This window comes from Microvirga sp. KLBC 81 (assembly GCF_003075415.1).
Lineage (GTDB): Bacteria > Pseudomonadota > Alphaproteobacteria > Rhizobiales > Beijerinckiaceae > Microvirga.
Genome location: NZ_QDAH01000047.1, coordinates 17,668 through 35,182, shown reverse-complemented (window position 1 = coordinate 35,182; position 17,515 = coordinate 17,668). Strand labels below are relative to the sequence as shown.

Annotated in this window: 17 protein-coding genes; 10 read left to right on the top strand and 7 right to left on the bottom strand. The window is 61.1% G+C overall.

Annotated features, from left to right (window positions below):
- The first annotated feature begins 21 nt into the window (after positions 1 to 21).
- From DC522_RS22840 to DC522_RS22820, 5 genes are read left to right on the top strand one after another with little or no spacing between them, the layout of a single operon-like run.
- Complete coding sequence (locus tag DC522_RS22840) at positions 22 to 1,887, top strand: ABC transporter ATP-binding protein (protein WP_116530920.1); 1,866 nt, start codon at positions 22 to 24, stop codon at positions 1,885 to 1,887.
- A complete protein-coding gene (locus tag DC522_RS22835) occupies positions 1,887 to 3,791 on the top strand; it encodes an ABC transporter substrate-binding protein (protein WP_116530919.1) in 1,905 nt (634 codons plus the stop codon). The genes DC522_RS22840 and DC522_RS22835 overlap by 1 nt, the downstream gene beginning before the upstream one ends.
- Complete coding sequence (locus DC522_RS22830; RefSeq protein WP_116530918.1) at positions 3,788 to 4,807, top strand: ABC transporter permease; 1,020 nt, start codon at positions 3,788 to 3,790, stop codon at positions 4,805 to 4,807. Before DC522_RS22835 ends, DC522_RS22830 begins: the two co-directional genes overlap by 4 nt.
- A complete protein-coding gene (locus tag DC522_RS22825) occupies positions 4,804 to 5,982 on the top strand; it encodes an ABC transporter permease (protein WP_116530917.1) in 1,179 nt (392 codons plus the stop codon). Before DC522_RS22830 ends, DC522_RS22825 begins: the two co-directional genes overlap by 4 nt.
- 11 nt (positions 5,983 to 5,993) lie before the next feature.
- Positions 5,994 to 6,845 carry an FkbM family methyltransferase gene (locus tag DC522_RS22820; RefSeq protein WP_116530916.1) on the top strand — a complete coding sequence of 284 codons (852 nt, stop codon included), beginning with the start codon at positions 5,994 to 5,996 and terminating at the stop codon, positions 6,843 to 6,845.
- Between the two features lie 63 nt (positions 6,846 to 6,908).
- Here DC522_RS22820 and DC522_RS22815 read toward each other — a convergent pair whose 3' ends face one another.
- Entirely contained in the window at positions 6,909 to 8,393 is a 1,485-nt protein-coding gene (locus DC522_RS22815) for a DEAD/DEAH box helicase (RefSeq protein ID WP_116530915.1), read from the bottom strand.
- 293 nt (positions 8,394 to 8,686) lie between these two features.
- On the opposite strand from DC522_RS22815, the gene DC522_RS22810 reads away from it, so the two are divergent.
- Positions 8,687 to 9,916 (top strand): MFS transporter, encoded by a 1,230-nt coding sequence (locus DC522_RS22810; protein ID WP_116530914.1) that lies wholly within the window; start codon positions 8,687 to 8,689, stop codon positions 9,914 to 9,916.
- Between the two features lie 54 nt (positions 9,917 to 9,970).
- Positions 9,971 to 11,491: a glycerol-3-phosphate dehydrogenase gene (locus DC522_RS22805; protein WP_116530927.1), complete on the top strand. Its 1,521-nt coding sequence runs from the start codon at positions 9,971 to 9,973 to the stop codon at positions 11,489 to 11,491.
- A 102-nt stretch (positions 11,492 to 11,593) separates the two neighbouring features.
- On the opposite strand, the gene DC522_RS22800 is transcribed toward DC522_RS22805, so the two are convergent.
- Entirely contained in the window at positions 11,594 to 12,016 is a 423-nt protein-coding gene (locus tag DC522_RS22800) for an HIT family protein (protein ID WP_116530913.1), read from the bottom strand.
- Between the two features lie 571 nt (positions 12,017 to 12,587).
- Here DC522_RS22800 and DC522_RS22795 point away from each other — a divergent pair.
- Complete coding sequence (locus tag DC522_RS22795; protein WP_047192288.1) at positions 12,588 to 12,782, top strand: general stress protein; 195 nt, start codon at positions 12,588 to 12,590, stop codon at positions 12,780 to 12,782.
- Positions 12,783 to 12,859: 77 nt separating this feature from the next.
- On the opposite strand, the gene DC522_RS22790 is transcribed toward DC522_RS22795, so the two are convergent.
- The 5 genes from DC522_RS22790 to DC522_RS22770 form a co-directional block, all read right to left on the bottom strand.
- On the bottom strand, positions 12,860 to 13,414 hold the full coding sequence (locus DC522_RS22790; RefSeq protein ID WP_116530912.1) for a hypothetical protein: 555 nt from the start codon (positions 13,412 to 13,414) through the stop codon (positions 12,860 to 12,862).
- 32 nt (positions 13,415 to 13,446) lie between these two features.
- Positions 13,447 to 13,683, bottom strand: coding sequence for a hypothetical protein (locus tag DC522_RS22785; RefSeq protein WP_133239347.1), 237 nt, complete (start codon positions 13,681 to 13,683; stop codon positions 13,447 to 13,449).
- A gap of 308 nt (positions 13,684 to 13,991) precedes the next feature.
- The gene (locus DC522_RS22780) at positions 13,992 to 14,687 is read right to left on the bottom strand and encodes a PRC-barrel domain-containing protein (protein ID WP_116530910.1); all 696 of its coding nucleotides are present in this window, start codon (positions 14,685 to 14,687) and stop codon (positions 13,992 to 13,994) included.
- 212 nt (positions 14,688 to 14,899) lie between these two features.
- Complete coding sequence (locus tag DC522_RS22775; RefSeq protein ID WP_133239346.1) at positions 14,900 to 15,427, bottom strand: hypothetical protein; 528 nt, start codon at positions 15,425 to 15,427, stop codon at positions 14,900 to 14,902.
- A 293-nt stretch (positions 15,428 to 15,720) separates the two neighbouring features.
- Positions 15,721 to 16,527: a response regulator gene (locus DC522_RS22770; RefSeq protein ID WP_047192292.1), complete on the bottom strand. Its 807-nt coding sequence runs from the start codon at positions 16,525 to 16,527 to the stop codon at positions 15,721 to 15,723.
- Between the two features lie 181 nt (positions 16,528 to 16,708).
- Between DC522_RS22770 and DC522_RS22765 the strand changes: the two genes are divergently transcribed.
- Positions 16,709 to 16,924, top strand: coding sequence for a NepR family anti-sigma factor (locus DC522_RS22765; protein ID WP_165820266.1), 216 nt, complete (start codon positions 16,709 to 16,711; stop codon positions 16,922 to 16,924).
- Positions 16,921 to 17,460: a sigma-70 family RNA polymerase sigma factor gene (locus tag DC522_RS22760; protein WP_205769727.1), complete on the top strand. Its 540-nt coding sequence runs from the start codon at positions 16,921 to 16,923 to the stop codon at positions 17,458 to 17,460. The genes DC522_RS22765 and DC522_RS22760 overlap by 4 nt, the downstream gene beginning before the upstream one ends.
- Positions 17,461 to 17,515 lie beyond the last annotated feature (55 nt).

Here is a 17,515-nt window from a genome sequence, read left to right as displayed (position 1 = left end):
GGAGACCCGTTGGAGACACCCATGGAAGCGCCGCTCCTGTCGATCCGTCAGCTGACGGTCGACTTTCATACCGATACCGGAGACTTCCGGGCGGTGGACGGCCTGACCTTCGACATCCCGAAGGGCAGGACCGTGGCGCTCGTAGGTGAATCCGGCTCCGGCAAGTCGGTGACCGCTCAAGCCATTCTCCAGATTCTGTCGAAGAAGGCTCGGATCACCGGCGGCTCGATCATCTTCAACGATCCCGCGCTCGAAACCCCCATCGACATCGCCGCCCTCAAGCCCGAGGGCGAGGCCATGCACCTGCTTCGCGGCGGGCGCATCGCCATGATCTTTCAGGAGCCGATGACCTCTCTCTCGCCGCTCCACACCATCGGCGACCAGATTTCGGAAGCGCTCCTGATCCATGCGGATGTGAGCAAGGCCGAGGCGCTGCAGCGCACCATGGAGGTGCTGGCGCGCGTCGGTTTTCCCGACCCCAAGCGGGCGCTTCGCACCTATCCGTTCGAACTCTCCGGAGGCCTTCGCCAGCGCGCCATGATCGCCATGGCGCTGATTACGCGTCCATCCCTTCTGATCGCGGACGAGCCGACCACCGCTCTCGACGTGACGACGCAGGCCCAGATCCTCGATCTCATCAAGGAGCTTCAGGCCGAGACTGGCATGTCGGTGCTGCTGATCACGCACGATCTCGGCGTGGTCGCGAACGTGGCCGACGACGTGGTGGTCATGTATCGCGGTCGGATCATGGAGGCGGGCTCCCGCGAGGAGATCTTCCGCCATGCGCAGCATCCCTATCTGCAGGCGCTCATGCGTGCCGTACCGCGCTTTGCGATGGCGGAAAACGAGCGTCTGACCCCGATCCGCGAAGTGAAGAGCGCAACGCTCGCAAGAGTCCATGCGCCTGAGCGGCCGCAACCCCGAGGCCCGATTCTCAAGGCCGAGGGTTTGACGAAGTACTTTACGCTCCGCTCCAGCCGGATCTTCGGCAAGCCGCGGATTATCCATGCCGTGAACGGGGTCGATCTCGAACTCCCCACCGGCAAGACGCTGGGTCTGGTGGGTGAGTCAGGATGCGGCAAGACCACTGTCTCCAAGATGATCATGCGTGCGCTCGAACCCGATGCAGGGCGCGTGCTGTTCGATGACGGCACAGGACCGAGAGACGTGCACCGCCTCGAAGGCGAGGATCTGACGGACTATCGTCGCTCCGTGCAATTCATTTTTCAGGATCCGTTCTCGTCGCTCAACCCGCGCATGACGGTCTACGAGCTCCTCACCGAGCCCTTGCGCATCCACAACATCGGCACCCCGGACGAACGCTATGAGCGCGTCAAGCAGCTGCTCGACATGGTGGGGCTCGATCAGCGCTCGCTACGGCGCTATCCGCATTCATTCTCCGGTGGTCAGCGCCAGCGCCTCGGCATCGCGCGGGCGCTCGCCCTCGAGCCGCGCGTGCTGTTGTGCGACGAGCCGGTCTCCGCCCTCGATGTATCCGTGCAGGCGCAGGTTCTGAACCTGCTGAAAGATCTGCAATCGGCACTTGGGCTGTCCTACCTCTTCGTGTCCCACAATCTCGCGGTGGTGGATTATATTGCGGACACCATCGCGGTGATGTGCCGGGGCTATATCGTCGAGGAAGCGCCTAAATCCTCCCTCTTCCGCAATCCGGTGCATCCCTACACGCAGGCACTTCTCGCCGCAGTGCCGGATCCAGATCTCGACCGTCCCCTCGATTTTGCGAAACTGCGGGCGGATCGGTTCTCCAATCCGGCCGAATGGCCCGAGCCCTTCCGCATTCCGGATGACGAGTTCGGCGTGATGAAGGAGATCGAACCCGGCCACAAAATCCGTCTGGGGCGCGTGACGGCGCAGGAGGCTGCGTGATGATCCGGCTGCAGATGAAACCCTTTGCTCTGGCCCTTGTATGCTGTCTTCTCGCGCTGCCGGCTGCGGCACAGGACCTGCAGGAAACACCCTTCTTCAAGGACCACGCGAAGAACCTCCCGCCCATCGCCGAGCGTGTTCCATCGACGCCGCTCGTGGTCGAGGCGAGCGGCCAGCAAGGCGGAGATATCGTGACGCTCGTGCCCCGAGCCCGCGACATCCGCTATATCTCAACCTATTCCTACACTCGCCTCGTCGGCTACGACAAAAACCTGCAGCTCCAGCCCGATTTGCTCGAAACATTCGATAATCAGGACGACAAGGTCTTCACATTTATCCTGCGTGCAGGTCATCGCTGGTCCGACGGTACACCCTTCACGGCGGAAGATTTCCGCTACTACTGGGAAGACATCGCGCACAACAAGGATCTATCGCCCGCAGGCCCTCCCGAATTCATGCTGGTGGATGGAAAGTCTCCACGCTTCGAGATCATCGATGAGCGGACAATCCGTTACAGCTGGGATAAGCCCAATCCGCGTTTCCTGCCGCAGCTCGCAGGTGCGCTCGATCCCGCCATTTACAGAGCCTCGAAATATCTCAAGCAGTTCCACGCAAAATATGCCGACAAGGCTGCCTTGGAGGAAAAGGCGAAACAGCAGAAGCTGAAATCCTGGGCAGCTCTTCATAACCGCATGGACGACATGAAGGAGCAGACGAACCCGGATCTGCCGACCCTCATGCCATGGCGGGTGACAACCGCAGCACCTGCGAACCGCTTCGTCTTCGAGCGCAATCCCTATTACCACCGCATCGACAGGCAGGGGCACCAGTTGCCCTATGTCGACCGCATCATCATGGACGTGTCCGCCGGCGGCCTCTTCGCCGCCAAGGCGAATGCCGGCGAAACGGACCTTCTGTTCCGCGGCCTCTCCATGGGCGACATTCCGGTGTTGAAAGAAGGCGAGAGAGTACAGGGTTACAAGACCCTGATCTGGCCCTATGCGCGGGGAACGGAGCTGGCACTTTATCCCAATCTCAATGCGGTTGATCCTGTCTGGCGCCAGCTCAATCGCGATGTCCGCTTCCGCCGCGCCCTGTCGCTCGGCATCGACCGTAAGACCTTGAACAACGCCCTGCTCTTCGGCCTCGGAACCGAGGGCAACAACACAGTGGTGCCTGAAAGCCCTCTGTTTTCAGAAGAACTGCGCACGCTGAATGCGCAATACGATCCGGCTCAAGCCTCGCGGCTTCTCGACGAGATTGGCCTGACGGAGCGCAACGGCGCGGGCTTTCGCCTGCTGCCGGACGGGCGCGAGCTCGAGATCATCGTCGAAACGGATGGCGAGAGCAGCCTCGTGGTGGATGGGCTCACCCTCATCAGCGAGTTCTGGCGCGAGATCGGCGTGAGGCTTTTCGTAAAGCCGCAGGACCGCACGGTCTTGCGCAACCGCGCTTTCGCGGGTCTCACTGTGATGGTGGCAGCCCCCGGTATCGACAACGCCATCCCCACCCCCATCATGCCGCCGACGGAATTCGCCCCCATGCGTCAGGACAATTACGCTTGGTCGAAATGGGGACAGTATGTCGAGACGAAGGGCATGAACGGCGAGGCAATCGATATGCCCGAAGCCAAGCGCCTCTCAGAGCTCTACGACACTTGGATGGCGACCGGCGATGAGGCCGTGCAGGACAAGGTATGGCGGGAGATGCTGCGCAACCATGCGGAGAACCAATGGGTGATCGGCACGGTGGCTGGAGCTCTGCAGCCCATCGTGGTCCGCAACGGCCTGCAGGGACTGCCGGCGAAGGCGCTCTACAGCTGGGAACCCACGGCCATGCTCGGCCTCTACCGGGTCGACGAAATCTACTGGAACAAGGCCGCCAGCAAAGAGGCCCGCCGATGATCCGCTTTCTGTTGCGTCGCCTCGTCACCATGGCCGTCACGCTCGTCATCATCTCGGCGCTGGTGTTCTTCATCATCAAGCTACCGCCAGGAGACTTTCTCTCCAACCTGATCTACGAGCTGCGCGCGCAGAACGACAACGCCTCCATCACCAAGGCCGAATTCCTGATGAAGCAATACGCTCTCGACCGGCCGGCCTGGGAGCAGTACCTGATCTGGATCGGCGTGATGCCCGGCCCCAACGGCTTCTCCGGCCTGCTGCAGGGCGATTGGGGATGGTCGTTCGAATATGACAAGCCGGTTGCCGACGTTGTCGGCGATGCCCTTTGGCTGACGCTTCTTGTAAACCTCGCGGCGGTGATCTTCATTCACATCGTCGCGATCCCGATCGCGATCTACTCGGCCACGCGGCAATATTCGATCGGCGATTATCTGGCCACCTTCATCGGGTATATCGGGCTTGCGACACCGAGTTTCCTGCTCGCCCTCATCCTGCTCTATTATCTGAACCGCTGGTTCGGAATTTCCATCGGCGGCCTCTACGATGCGAAATATGCAGGCGAGCCCTGGAACTGGCCCAAGATCCAATCCTTCCTCGCGCACCTCATCGTGCCGACCATCGTGATCGGGCTTGCCGGAACGGCGTCCATGATCCGGCGGATGCGCGCGAACCTGCTCGATGAACTCGGCAAGCAATATTACGTGACAGCGAAAGCGAAGGGCCTCGGGCCCACGAAGGCGCTCTTGAAATATCCCTTCCGCATGTCGCTCAATCCCTTCATCGCGGATATCGGCAACCTTCTGCCGCATCTGGTCTCGGGCTCGGTGCTGGTCTCACTGGTGTTGAGCCTGCCGACAGTGGGCCCCATTCTGCTCAGCGCGTTGAAGAACCAGGACCAGTTCCTCGCCGGTTTCATCCTGATGTTCGTCGCGGTTCTGACCGTCGTCGGCATGCTGATCTCCGATCTTCTGCTGGCTTGGATCGATCCGCGCATCCGCATGGGAGGCGGGCGATGAGCACGGCCCTTCCATCCACGAGTCCTTCCTCCAAGCGCCATTACGTAGATCCGACGCCCTTCGATCCAGGAGCGACCGAGCCTATCGGGACCGAGAACGAGAGCTTCTATCGCGCCTCATCCTGGCAGCTCATGTGGTGGAAGTTCCGCCGCCACAAGATCGCCCTGGCTGCCGCCTTCGTACTGCTCGTCTTCTATCTCATCGTGCCCTTCGTAGAGGTCATCGCGCCCTACAACCAGACGAAGCGGCACGGCGATTTTCTCTATGCGCCTCCGCAGCCGATCCACCTCATGCATGAGGGTCGCTTCGTTGGGCCTTTCGTATATCCGTACAAGTTCACCTTCGATCTCGAGACGTTCCGGCGCGTCTACACGGTCGACACATCCCAGCCGCAGCCGATCCGCTTCTTCTGCCGGGGCGATCCTTACGCGTTCTGGGGTGTCTGGAACACGAATGTGCATCTCATCTGCCCGCCTGAGAACGGCACGATGTTCCTTCTCGGCACGGATCGGCTGGGACGGGACATGTTCTCGCGCATCATCTATGGCGCGCGCATCTCGCTCACCATCGGCATCATCGGCATTGCAGTGTCCTTCGCGCTCGGCCTCTTCTTCGGAGGTCTCGCGGGCTATATCGGCGGCTGGGTCGACCACGTGATCCAGCGCATGATCGAGATCCTGCGCTCCCTGCCAGAACTGCCCCTGTGGCTCGCACTCTCCGCAGCGCTGCCGCCGAACTGGAGCCCGATCCTCGTCTTCTTCGGCATCACGATCATCCTGGGCCTCCTCGACTGGCCAGGCCTGGCGCGTGCCGTGCGCTCGAAGCTGCTCGCCTTGCGCGAGGAGGATTTCGTGAAGGCGGCAGAACTGATGGGCGCTTCCAAGAGGCGCATCATCGCTCGCCATCTCATCCCGAACTTCATGAGTCACCTGATCGCCTCCGCGACGCTCTCGATCCCTTCCATGATCCTCGGCGAGACCGCCCTCTCCTTCCTGGGCCTCGGCCTTCGCCCGCCGGTCACGAGCTGGGGCGTGCTGCTCAACGAGGCGCAGAATCTCGCCGCGGTGCAGCTCCATCCGTGGCTGCTCTTCCCCATGGTGCCCGTGATCGTCGTCGTACTCGCCTTCAACTTCATGGGCGACGGACTGCGCGATGCGGCCGATCCGTATCACTGATTGGACGTGATGTGCTGGAGCGCCTGAAAAAGCGGCTTGCCGACTGGCTCGGCATCACGCGCCTGAACCACGCCGTGTCTTTTGTGCTGATGCGGGACGTGAACGTGCTGTCTTCTGCTCCGAAAGGTGCAGAGGGTCATGCGGCTTTGCGAGCCACGTTCCTGCATCTCATCGACATTCTGAAGCCTGATGTCATCTGCGATATCGGCGCGTTCGATGGCTCTCTTTCACTGGCAGTGCGCGACAAGGCTCCGAACTGCGAGGTCATCGCCTTCGAGGCCAATCCCAAGACCCATGCCCGTCATCGAGAGGCGCTCTCAGCCCGTGGCATCGACTATCGCAACCTCGCCATCTCAGACTCTGATGGTCGCATCACGATCCATGCGCCGCGCGGTCAGCACGAGGGTAAGACATCGCTGCTGCTGCGCAACGAAGAGATTGCCTATGAGGATTACGAGGTCGAGGCGCATACTCTCGACAGCCTCTTCGGAGATCGTCTGAATGCCAGGGACCAGAGCTTCTTCCTCTGGATCGATGTCGAGGGCGCTGCCGAACGTGTTCTGGCGGGCGCTCCCCGCATGCTGGAAAAGACGCTTGCGGTCTTCATCGAATGCGAGACCTTTCCCTTCTGGCAGGAAGGCGGCAGCGCGGGCGGCGTCGCCGACACGCTCTTGAGGGCAGGCTTCGTGCCGGTAGCGCGGGACCGGGAGTATGGCGACAAGCAGTTCAATGTTCTGTTCGTGGCAGGACGTGTGGCGCATCTGCTCGCGCCCTCGCTATTCAGTGCAAACTCGCCGTTGAGAAAGGGCCTGATCTCAGGATCTCCCCCGGGCACCACCGATCGCGAGGCGGCGCAGCATTGAAACCAATCATGAACTCGTGAAAAAGGGCGCCCTGAGGCGCCCTTCTCGTTTGCGCTATTCGTTTTAGCGACGGCGCGGGCTCTTTTCGAGCCACGCAACCTGTGCGCCGTCTCCACGGCGTCCATCCGACCGGCTGGGAGCAGACTTCGCTTGAGCGGGCCGTTGTCCCTGTTGAGGACGCTGACCCTGAGCGGATTTCTGGCCATGCGCTGGACGCGGCTGGTTGGCGGCCGGATGTCCACCTTGCGGCTGACCGCCTCCCGGCTTGCCGCCACGGCGGCGACGGCGCTTGGGGCCTTTTTCGGCATTCGGATCTGCACTGCGCGGCTGGCCGTGGCCCTGATGCCCACGGGCATGAGGTGCCGGACGACCGCGCTGCGGCTCACCGCGGTGCTCGGATGGAGCCGGAGCTGCAGGAAGCCCTTCCGGCAGCGGCATGACCGGCACTTTCAGGCGCGTCAGCTTCTCGATGTCCTTCAGGTACGCCTTTTCCTCGTCGTTGCAGAACGAGATCGCAAGGCCCGTTGCGCCAGCGCGCGCGGTACGGCCGATGCGGTGGACGTAAGATTCCGGCACGTTCGGCAGGTCGTAGTTGATGACGTGCGTCACGCCTTCCACGTCGATGCCGCGCGCGGCGATGTCGGTTGCCACGAGCACTCGGCACGAGCCGTCACGGAATCCAGCGAGCGCGCGTTCACGCTGCGGCTGGGACTTGTTGCCGTGAATGGCCGCACCTACGATTCCGGCCTTATCGAGACCACGCACCACCTTGTCCGCGCCGTGCTTGGTGCGGGTGAAGACGAGCACGCGGTCGATGGACGGATCGCGCAGGAGCGTTTCGAGCAGAACCTGCTTGCGGTTCGTCGGCACGAAGATGACGCTCTGCTCCACACGCTCGGCGGTGGTGGCGACAGGCGTTACCGCCACATGAGCGGGATCGCGCAGGAAGGAGTCGGCAAGCGTCGAGATCGTCTTCGGCATGGTAGCCGAGAAGAACAGGCTCTGGCGCTCCTTCGGCAGCAGGGTCACGATGCGCTTGAGCGCATGGATGAAGCCGAGATCGAGCATCTGGTCTGCCTCGTCGAGGACGAGAATCTCGATGTCACGCAACGTCAGCGACTTGCGATCCACGAGATCGAGCAGTCGGCCGGGCGTGGCGACGAGCACGTCGACGCCGCCCGCGAGTTCCTTCTCCTGGCGGGAGATGGTGACGCCACCGAACACCACGGTGGTGGTGAGCTTCAGGTTGCGGCCATAGGCGCGGAAGCTGTCGGCGATCTGACCGGAGAGCTCGCGAGTGGGGCTGAGCACGAGCACGCGGGCGCTCTTGCGCTGACGCGGCTTCGGGTCCTGCGACAGGCAGTGGAGAATCGGCAGCGCGAAGGCGGCCGTCTTGCCGGTTCCGGTCTGGGCGATGCCGCAGACGTCGCGGCCTTCCATGGCATAGGGAATGGTCTGGGCCTGGATGGGTGTGGGCTTCTCGTAGCCTTCAGCGGCCAGGGCCTTCAGGATCGGCTGTGCCAATCCGAAATCAGTGAAGAGTGTCAAAGTGATATCGTCTTTCGAACGGATGCGGTGAGCCGCAAAGCAGGTTCGGCTTTTCTTAAGCTAAGGCGCTTCAGGGCTCTCAAGGCGACAACCCGCGTGATGGGGCGATCGTATGGGTCAAGCGATTGAAGAAGGGGACCGGGCTTTCGCTTTTAACGAATTTCCGTCACGCAGTCCCGCTCAAGCGGCTCGTGGTCGAGCGCTGACGCCGTGCTGTTCATATGAGGGTTAAAGCCCTATCCGTCAACCTCGGGGACTGACATAAAGGGCTGCAACACCATCAGAAAGAGATCATGTCCTCCCCTGCCCGCATGCCCTGGGCCTTCGTCTCCTCCCTGTCGCTGACCGTGCTGATCTCCTACGGCACGATCTTTTATGCCTTTGCCCTCTTCGTCGATCCGATGGGCCGGGAGCTGGGCTGGGGCAAGTCCGAGCTGACGGCGGCCTATTCCCTGGCGCTCGGAACCTCCGCCCTCTTCGCCGTGCCGGTCGGGCGTCTCATCGATCTGGGCTATGGCCGCACGGTGATGACGGGCGGCTCGGTTCTGGCGGCCGTGCTTCTGGCGCTCTGGTCGCAGGTCGAGAGCTACCCGGCCTTCGTCCTCATCTGGGCGGGGTTGGGCCTTTCCATGAGCAGCGTGTTCTACGAGCCCGGCTTTGCGGTTCTGGCCCGGAGGCTCGGCTTCCTCGCCCGGCGGGGCATCACCTTCATGACCCTGGTGGCAGGCTTTGCCAGCACGGTCTTCATTCCCCTCACCCACCTGCTCATTGAGCATCTAGGCTGGCGCAACGCCCTCCTCGTCTTGGCCGCCTTCAATCTGGCCATCTGTGCCGTGGTGCATGCGATTGCCATCCCGCCGGCGCTGAAGGCCTCTCAGCATGCGAGCGGACAGCCGCGCCCTCTCACGCCCAGTGCCCGCCATGTGCTGCTCAAGGCGTCCTTCTGGTGCTTCGTAGCCTCCTCCGTTCTCCAGGGCCTCATCGCAGCGGGCCTGCCGATCCACCTGATCCCGCTCCTCACGGAGAACGGCTACAGCCTGGAAATGGCCGTGATCGCTTTTTCCATCATCGGCCCGGCTCAGGTGGCCGGGCGGATGACCATGGCCATGGGCGAACGCGCCTTCGGCATGAAAGGCATCGGCGTCGTCACCTTGGGCCTGGGCGTTCTCGCCTTCGGGCTCCTGCCCCTGCTTTCACCAGGCTCCTGGCTGGTCGCGGCCTTTGCGGCGCTCTTCGGCGCCTCGAACGGGATGATGACCATCGTCCGCGCCCTTCTTCCCCCGGAAATGTTCGGGCGCGAGAGCTACGGCACGGTCCAAGGCATGATCGCCATGCCGGTGCGCCTGACCACCGCCGCCGCCCCCTTTCTGTTCGGAGCGCTCTGGGCGTGGTGGGGCAGTTATGCCGCCGTCATGGTCCTGTGCTTAGGTATGTCCTTCTGTTCGCTCGGGTTCTTCCTTGTTGTCCTGTTGTTGCAAAAGCGTCGTGAAAACCCCGAAAATTCACTTGCGTTAGACGGCTAAAGAACTCATGTGCTCACGAACTGAATTGCTTGGCTTGTGAAGAAAGACTCGTTCGTGACGGCAGTAACCGATCTTCTCATTGTTGGCGGCGGCATCAATGGCGCGGGCATCGCGCGCGATGCGGTGGGCCGAGGCCTTTCCGTGGTGCTCTGCGAGCAGGGCGATCTGGCGGGCTACACCTCCTCTGCCTCGACGAAGCTGATCCATGGCGGCCTGCGCTATCTCGAATATTACGAGTTCCGTCTGGTCCGCGAGGCCCTGTTCGAGCGTGAGCGCCTTTTGAATTCCGCGCCCCACATCATCTGGCCGCTGCGCTTCATCCTGCCCCATGAGAGGGGTATCCGCCCGGCCTGGTTCGTGCGCCTGGGACTCTTCCTCTACGACCATCTTGCCCCGCGCAAGAACCTCCCGGGTACGGAAACGATCCACCTCACCAGGCATCCGGCAGGCCAAGCCCTGAAGCCCGGCTTCGACACCGCCTTCGTCTATTCCGACTGCTGGGTCGAGGACAGCCGCATGGTGGCACTCAATGCCCTCGACGCCTTCGAGAAGGGTGCCGATATCCGCGTGCGGACCAAGCTCACCTCCGCCCGCCGCGACGGTCAGATCTGGGTGGCGACCTTGCAGAACGTGGAGACCGGCGAGACGCAGGCAGTCCGCGCCAAGGTCATCGTCAATGCGGGTGGCCCCTTCGTGGCCGACGTGCTCAATGCCAAGCTCGGCCTCAACACCACGAAGAACGTGCGCCTCGTGAAGGGCAGCCACATCGTGGTGCCCAAACTCTTCGATACCGAGCAGGCCTTCATCCTGCAGAACACGGACAAGCGCATCGTGTTCGCCATCCCCTACCAGGAGAAGTTCACTCTCATCGGCACCACCGACATCCCGGTCGAGTCCGTGCCGGACAAGAAGGTCGAGATCAGCCCGGACGAAGTGCAGTACCTCTGCAATGTCGTGAACCATTTCTTCAAGAAGCAGGTCACCCCCACCGAGGTCGTGTGGAGCTATTCCGGCGTGCGTCCGCTCTTCGACGACGGCTCGTCCAACGCCTCCGCCGTGACCCGCGACTACGTGTTCGACATGGACGCGCCGCAGGGCCAGGCACCGGTTCTGTCGATCTTCGGCGGCAAGATCACCACCTTCCGGAAGCTTTCGGAGCATGCGCTCGAAGAGTTGAAGGCCTTCTTCCCCGACATGAAGCCATCCTGGACCGAGAACGCCAAGATGCCGGGCGGCGACATCATCGACGCCGACTTCGACAAGTTCCTCGCCACCGTGCGCCAGCGCTGGCCCTTCCTGCCGGAGCAGGTGGCATACCGCCTGTCGCGCGCCTATGGCACACGCATTCTTGAGCTGCTCGGTCAGGCCAAGTCGATGACCGATCTCGGGGAGGATTTCGGCGCGGGGCTCACGGCGGCGGAGGTCGATTACCTCATGCGGCGTGAATGGGCGCGCACGGCCGAGGACATCCTCTGGCGCCGCTCGAAGCTCGGCCTGCATGTGCCGGCCGGCGCCCCGGCCAGCATCGATGCCTATATCGCCAGGCAGAAAGCGGCATCCATCGCGGCCCAGTAGGAAGTGAGCGGGGCATCACCGGTTCTGCCCCTCCCCTCAGGATGCATGAAGTCAGCACATTTTGCGGGAGAGCGGCCCGAACGCCGCCTCCTGCTTCTTGCATCAACGGTGGAGGGCCGCTCGGATCTTCTCGGCGAAACCGGCCAGCACACCGTTGGCCTCCATTTGGCCCGTATGCGGTTTCAAAGGCACGCCTTCGAAGCGCGGAATGACATGTACGTGCAGGTGAAACACCACCTGCCCGCCCGCACTCTCATTGAACTGCTGGATCGTCAGGCCAGCGGCCGAGAAGGCTTCCTTGGTCGCGCGGCCGACGATCTGGACAGCCTTGAAAAGCTCCGCGAGATCATCGGGCTTCGCATCGAGGATATTGCGGGATTTTGCCTTGGGGACGACCAGCACATGCCCGTCGCCGCGGGGCATGATGTCCATGAAGGCCAACACATGCTCGGTCTCATAGACCTTGTGGCACGGCAGCTCGCCTCTCAGGATCTTCGCGAACACGTTGTTGTCGTCGTAGGTCATCCTGCCCTCTCATCATTCATGGCTCCTGAAACTCATACACCGAGCCGTCCTGCCAATCACTCCCATGATACGGCCTGCAGGGCTTCCAGGGTGCTGGATATCACAGGAAGGGAGCATCCGGGTCACAATCTCGGGTGTCAGTCAATCGATGGGCTGGCAGCGAAGTCGCAGAGTCAAACCGGAACGGCCGGATAGTCACGCACAGCACGCTACCGAATATTGCGGTTGAATCACGCCTGTTTTGGCAAGCGGATCGACATTCGAGAATCTTGCGAGCCTGCTTTCTAGACTCAGGTGAGGTCAAATACTTGTGTCGTAATCGCGTTAACTTCTTAAATATAATTTCCCTTTTTCTGTGCTTTTCGAGCCCGTATCATCCCCAGCGGCTAAAGGTACAAACAACAGAGCGTCACAATTATTTAAGCGTGGCAATCAAAGTGGAAAACGTTCTTCATCTACATTGCTTTTTTTCATGCAAATTTTTTTGCAAAGGTTACCCCTCCCCCCTCGGAACCATCGAATTTGCGAGTGGTTGTTCATCCACGAACACCATTGGTCAAGGAGGCATAAGATGGCGCCAAGTAGTTCAACTTCGAAGCGCGGTTTCGCGTCCATGGATTCCGATCGCCAGCGCGAAATTGCAAGCAAAGGCGGCAAGAGCGTTCCTGCAGAGAAGCGGTCTTTCTCGCAAGATCGAGAGCTTGCCTCGGAAGCAGGCCGAAAGGGCGGCCAGGCATCGGGCAACACCCGTGGGAATCAGGAATAGCGATAGTAACCCTTGTTCATCAAAAGGGGCCGCTCGACGGCCCCTTTACTTTTTATGAAAGACGAAAGGCAAAATGGTCAAAGGCTGAAATGCCGTCCGGGCTTGTCGAATGCCTCGACGATCGCCTCAATCTGCGCATCTTCAATTCCAATCACGGCCCTGAACTCATGCAGGCTCGGGACTGGAAAGACAATGGCTCCAAGATCGATCTGCCGGGCGAGCTCCCCTCCGAGGGCGGACACGAGATCCAGCGGCAGCGGCGACACTCCAACGATGGCGGCAGCCTCCCGAGCAACCTCCGAACCGGGCTGACGCGCCGCCCCGATCACGACCATGAGGCAATACTCCTCTATGCTCCCATGGCGCGATCTGAGCGGCCGATGATGGAAAGCACTCCCCCGTTGTCGGGTCAGGGCGAAGGCGAGAAGCAAGGCATCCGAGACGATGCCCTTGGCAGAGCCCGGCTGGAGATAAGCGGACAACATCTCCTCAGGACCGTCGAGGAGCGTCAGATCGTACTGCTCATCCAGGCTGCCGACCGACCGAAAGACATCCATCACCGGCACTGCGCTGGGATGGAAGAGAACGGCAACGGAATCGTGCCCAATCGAATTCAAGAATGCTTCGGTCATCAAACAAATAAGCCTGGAACGCTTTTCGAACCCTAGAGATTGCGCTGAATGCCGGGGGTCATGCCTCTGGACCAGGCCTGCACCACCAGATGCCGCCTCAGCATGAGAGGACAGGTCACCTCGTCCTGCTGGCTGGCCGACACGATCCCGCTCAGCATGGCGGCCACATTCGGCTTCTCATGGGGCGAGGAGCTCGAGGCAAGCCGGGAGAACTCGTCGGGCAATTCCTCCTGGCAAAGAGCCGCATCCAGTTCATTGGTGGCAGTCATTGTCATCTCCGCATCTTTCTTGTGCTTCAGCAACGTGCCCGAAACGGCCCGGTTCCTTATGCGGCAGCAAGTTCATCCCTCTTGTTCTCGGCCCGGAATCTGCGCCCCGGATTCTTTTGAGAAAAGTTTGGAACCCCCTCCTCTTTTTAGGCGTTGTGTCAGCAACCGGTTCGAATGCCCCCTCGGGCCGGCACCTTTCAAGGCGCAGCCTTTCTTGGCTGCGCCTTTTGTTTTGCCTGGATCTCGAGCCCAAAAGAAAAGGCGCCTCGGAGGACCGAGGCGCCGCGGATCGGCAGATGCTATGACGATTACTGCTTCGGCGCCGTCGTCGTGTTGCCGGTCGCGTTGTTATCGCCATCCGGCCTGAAGGCCGGAGCCGCCTGAAGTTCGGCCTTCGTCATGCGAAGAATCACGCGCTCCGGCTCGCTCGACGAGGCCGTGCTGGTGGAGCTGCCGGCCGAGCCCTGTCCCGATGTGGTGCCCGTGGCGGTCGAGCCGGTCGTCGTCACGTTGCTGCCGCCGGCATTGTTGTCCATGGCATTCGCCTGCTGGCTGGTGGCGAATTCCAGGGACTTGAACGGAACGGCCACATCCTTTTCACCGATGCCCAGGAAGCCGCCGACGCCGACCACCGCAGCCATGACCTGACCGTTACGATCCACGATCACGTCGTTGATGTCGCCGATGGACTCGTTATTGGCGCTTACGACCCGGGTGCCGATGAGATCGGAGGCCATCATCTGGCCCTGCTGCATCTGGGTCATGAACTGACCCTGCATGCCGCCGCTCTGGTTCATCGCCGACGAGCCCGTGGAGGAGGAGCCCATGGACGAGGAGCCGGGTGCGCCGGGCTGCATGGCCGGGGAACCCGAAGTCGTTGAGCCGGAGCCCGTTGCAGTCGGGCGATCGGTCGGAGCGGAAGGCGCCGGCGAGGTCTGAGCGAAGGCGGGCGCAGCCGCGAAAGCCGTCACGACAAGGCAAGCTGCCATATGCTTCTTCAGCATTGGATTTTTCTCCTGATGTCCATTGAATCGCGATATGCGCCAAAGTGCGCGAGGGAGAAACGCTGCGCCCTATGCATACGTTCCAAATTTCCCTGTATTCAAATCTTTGCTATTAAAAATCTTCTAAAAAAACAAGATGAATACTTGTTCAGATGGCATCTTCATCTAAACAGCTTCTGAATCCCGCGAGAAAACACACCCCCTCGACTATCTCAGAATAAAGGCCGCTCCAGAGAAGCAAGGCACAGGCTCGGCATTCTGTTCGCGCTTGCGCTTGCCAGAGGGCTCACATCCCCCATGCATCCGACGGGGGTCTGGCGCTTGGGCTTGCGAGCCCCTTCATCGCTGCCCTCACGCTGAGTTGCAGGCGGATGCTGCACGGCAGGCCTTTGCAGATCCTCCTTCATCGTCAGGATGGGAAGGTCGGTGTTCTTCGCCATCGTCGTGATGCCGGAGCGCGGATCGGACCTGTACAGAACCTCGCCGTTGCTGCCACGCAGAATGATGGTGGCATGGGTGAGCCCGACGATCTCGACGATGGAGATGCTCACTGCCTTCTCCGCAGCTCGGGCAGGCATCAGCCGGTCACCCTTTGCCGCCACCGGATGATCGAGGAGAGCTGTCTTGAGAAACTCCTGCGACTGCGCCAGGGGCGCGATGCCGGCATCGGCAAAGGCGATGCCGGCAGCCAGCAGGGCGGCCCCAGTGAGAGTGCACATTATCGTGGATGTGCGGAGCATTTCTGTCCCCTGCTTTCTCAGCTCAACCATTCGAGAAAACAACGCGGCCTTATGTTTGATGTTCCTGGACCTCCACCTGAGGATAATCCAAGAAAAAAGGTGGGAACCTTTATTTTCCAAGCAGCGTTCTAAAAGTACCGGCCTCCTGGTCCTCCCCGCATTCCCCTTGTGCATTGGCCGGCACCTTTAGACGGGCTTTGAGAGCCCGTCTTTTTTTGTGCCGATTACGCCTTGGCAAAAGAAAAGCCCGGCTGAAAAGCCGGGCGATTACTTGGCCATAATTGCTCGAATGATCAGGCCGTTGCGGCGCGAGGCTCACGGCGCTTGGCACTCTGCTGGAAGAACAGGGCTTGGCTGATGACAGCAGAGACATTAGCCGGCTGGAACGGCTTGGCGATAAGGAAGGCCGGCTCGGGCCGCTCACCGGTCAGGAAGCGCTCGGGATAGGCGGTGATGAAGATCACCGGCACCTCGAAGGACTTCAGGAGGTCGTTGACCGCGTCGAGACCCGAGCTGCCGTCGGCAAGCTGGATATCGGCGAGGATCAGGCCCGGTTGCTTGGTGGAGGCGAGCTTCACGGCCTCGGTTCGCGTCCGGGCAACGCCCGTCACGTTATGGCCAAGGCCTTCCACCAGCGCCTCGAGATCCATGGCGATCAGCGGCTCGTCCTCGATGATCAGAATATCAGTGGCCATGTCGGCGGCGAGCTCACGGCCTGCCTCGTCGACGAGTTCGCGCACCGTCTTGGTGTCGACGTCGAGGATCTGGCCCACCTCCTCCTCTCCGAAGCCTTCGAGGCAGGAAAGAAGGAAAGCCTGACGGGGAAGCGGGGTGATCTGGCCCAGGCGAACTTCCGCCGGAAGATCACGCTGGATCTGCTCGCTGCGTCCATTCACGGAAAGCGAATTCCAGATGCGCGTGAAGACCTGGAAGAGTTCGACCTTGACGTTACCCGAGGGGCCGATGGTCTCAGGCTCGCTCACCAGGGTTTCAAGGGTCGCGGCCACATAGGCATCACCAGCCATCTGGCTACCTGTGAGAGCGCGTGCGTAGCGGCGAAGATACGGTAAGTGCTGGACGACAAGCTGAGCTGTCGACATTCGCTTCCCCTTATTGTGCTTATGACTCGTTGTACCGATGGTCCATTCAACGCTGCAAAGCTGCAAAAGTTCCATTCTGGAACTGTAACTAAGAACAAGCGTTATTGCTCGAAAATGAGTATAGAGCTACTGCCAAGGTTGGCTATCCCTTAATAATATACGGGGTAGCAAGGGGAATCAGATGACAGGTGACAAGGGGAACAAGCTGGCTCGGGCGCTCCCGAGAACATCACCGGATGACAAGCTTGGGACCAAGGCAAAACTCGACAGTGGCAGCCAGAAGCGCATCGGCGACCAGCTACGCGCCATGTACGACGAATTAATGCAACAACCCGTTCCTGACCGCTTCAGGGAATTACTGGATCAGCTCGATCGAAAGAAGGAGGGGTCGCAATGACCCCTGAGCCTGACCTGCGAGAGGCTCTGCTTGCTGCCGTACCCAGTCTACGCGCCTTTGCCATCTCGCTATCAGGTCAGGTCGACAAGGCAGACGACCTTGTCCAGGATACTCTCCTCCGGGCTCTCTCCAACCTTCACCGTTTCGAGCGCGGCACCAATCTGGATGCCTGGCTTTTTACGATCCTGCGCAATCTTTTCCATTCCGAATACCGCAAGCGCCGGCGCGAGGTCGAAGATCCGGACGGCTCCTATGCCGGACGCTTGAAGGTTCAGCCCGAGCAGGGACCGCACCTCGATTTCGAGGATTTTCGCACCGCCCTTTTCCAACTTCCGTCCGAGCAGCGCGAGGCCCTGCTTCTGGTCGGCGCGTCCGGCTTTTCCTACGAGGAAGCCGCCAGCATCTGCGACTGTGCGGTCGGCACTATCAAGAGCCGCGTAAACCGCGCCCGCATCCGCCTGGCCGCGCTTCTGAATGTGGACGATGTGGATGATCTAGGTCCCGATAGCATGACCCGCGCGGCCCTTCAGGGCTGATCTCCAAGAAAAACGCCGCCTGAAGGCGGCGCTTTCGAATTTAAGGGACGTGCCC

Bases quoted from the DNA above. Each gene is read 5' to 3' on its own strand.
- DC522_RS22780 (WP_116530910.1), bottom strand. From the start codon at position 14,687: ATGCTGAAGAAGCATATGGCAGCTTGCCTTGTCGTGACGGCTTTCGCG.
- DC522_RS22790 (WP_116530912.1), bottom strand. From the start codon at position 13,414: ATGACCGAAGCATTCTTGAATTCGATTGGGCACGATTCCGTTGCCGTT.
- DC522_RS22840 (WP_116530920.1), top strand. From the start codon at position 22: ATGGAAGCGCCGCTCCTGTCGATCCGTCAGCTGACGGTCGACTTTCAT.
- DC522_RS22830 (WP_116530918.1), top strand. From the start codon at position 3,788: ATGATCCGCTTTCTGTTGCGTCGCCTCGTCACCATGGCCGTCACGCTC.
- DC522_RS22770 (WP_047192292.1), bottom strand. From the start codon at position 16,527: ATGTCGACAGCTCAGCTTGTCGTCCAGCACTTACCGTATCTTCGCCGC.
- DC522_RS22825 (WP_116530917.1), top strand. From the start codon at position 4,804: ATGAGCACGGCCCTTCCATCCACGAGTCCTTCCTCCAAGCGCCATTAC.
- DC522_RS22785 (WP_133239347.1), bottom strand. From the start codon at position 13,683: ATGACTGCCACCAATGAACTGGATGCGGCTCTTTGCCAGGAGGAATTG.
- DC522_RS22810 (WP_116530914.1), top strand. From the start codon at position 8,687: ATGTCCTCCCCTGCCCGCATGCCCTGGGCCTTCGTCTCCTCCCTGTCG.
- DC522_RS22795 (WP_047192288.1), top strand. From the start codon at position 12,588: ATGGCGCCAAGTAGTTCAACTTCGAAGCGCGGTTTCGCGTCCATGGAT.
- DC522_RS22835 (WP_116530919.1), top strand. From the start codon at position 1,887: ATGATCCGGCTGCAGATGAAACCCTTTGCTCTGGCCCTTGTATGCTGT.
- DC522_RS22800 (WP_116530913.1), bottom strand. From the start codon at position 12,016: ATGACCTACGACGACAACAACGTGTTCGCGAAGATCCTGAGAGGCGAG.
- DC522_RS22760 (WP_205769727.1), top strand. From the start codon at position 16,921: ATGACCCCTGAGCCTGACCTGCGAGAGGCTCTGCTTGCTGCCGTACCC.
- DC522_RS22775 (WP_133239346.1), bottom strand. From the start codon at position 15,427: ATGCTCCGCACATCCACGATAATGTGCACTCTCACTGGGGCCGCCCTG.
- DC522_RS22765 (WP_165820266.1), top strand. From the start codon at position 16,709: ATGACAGGTGACAAGGGGAACAAGCTGGCTCGGGCGCTCCCGAGAACA.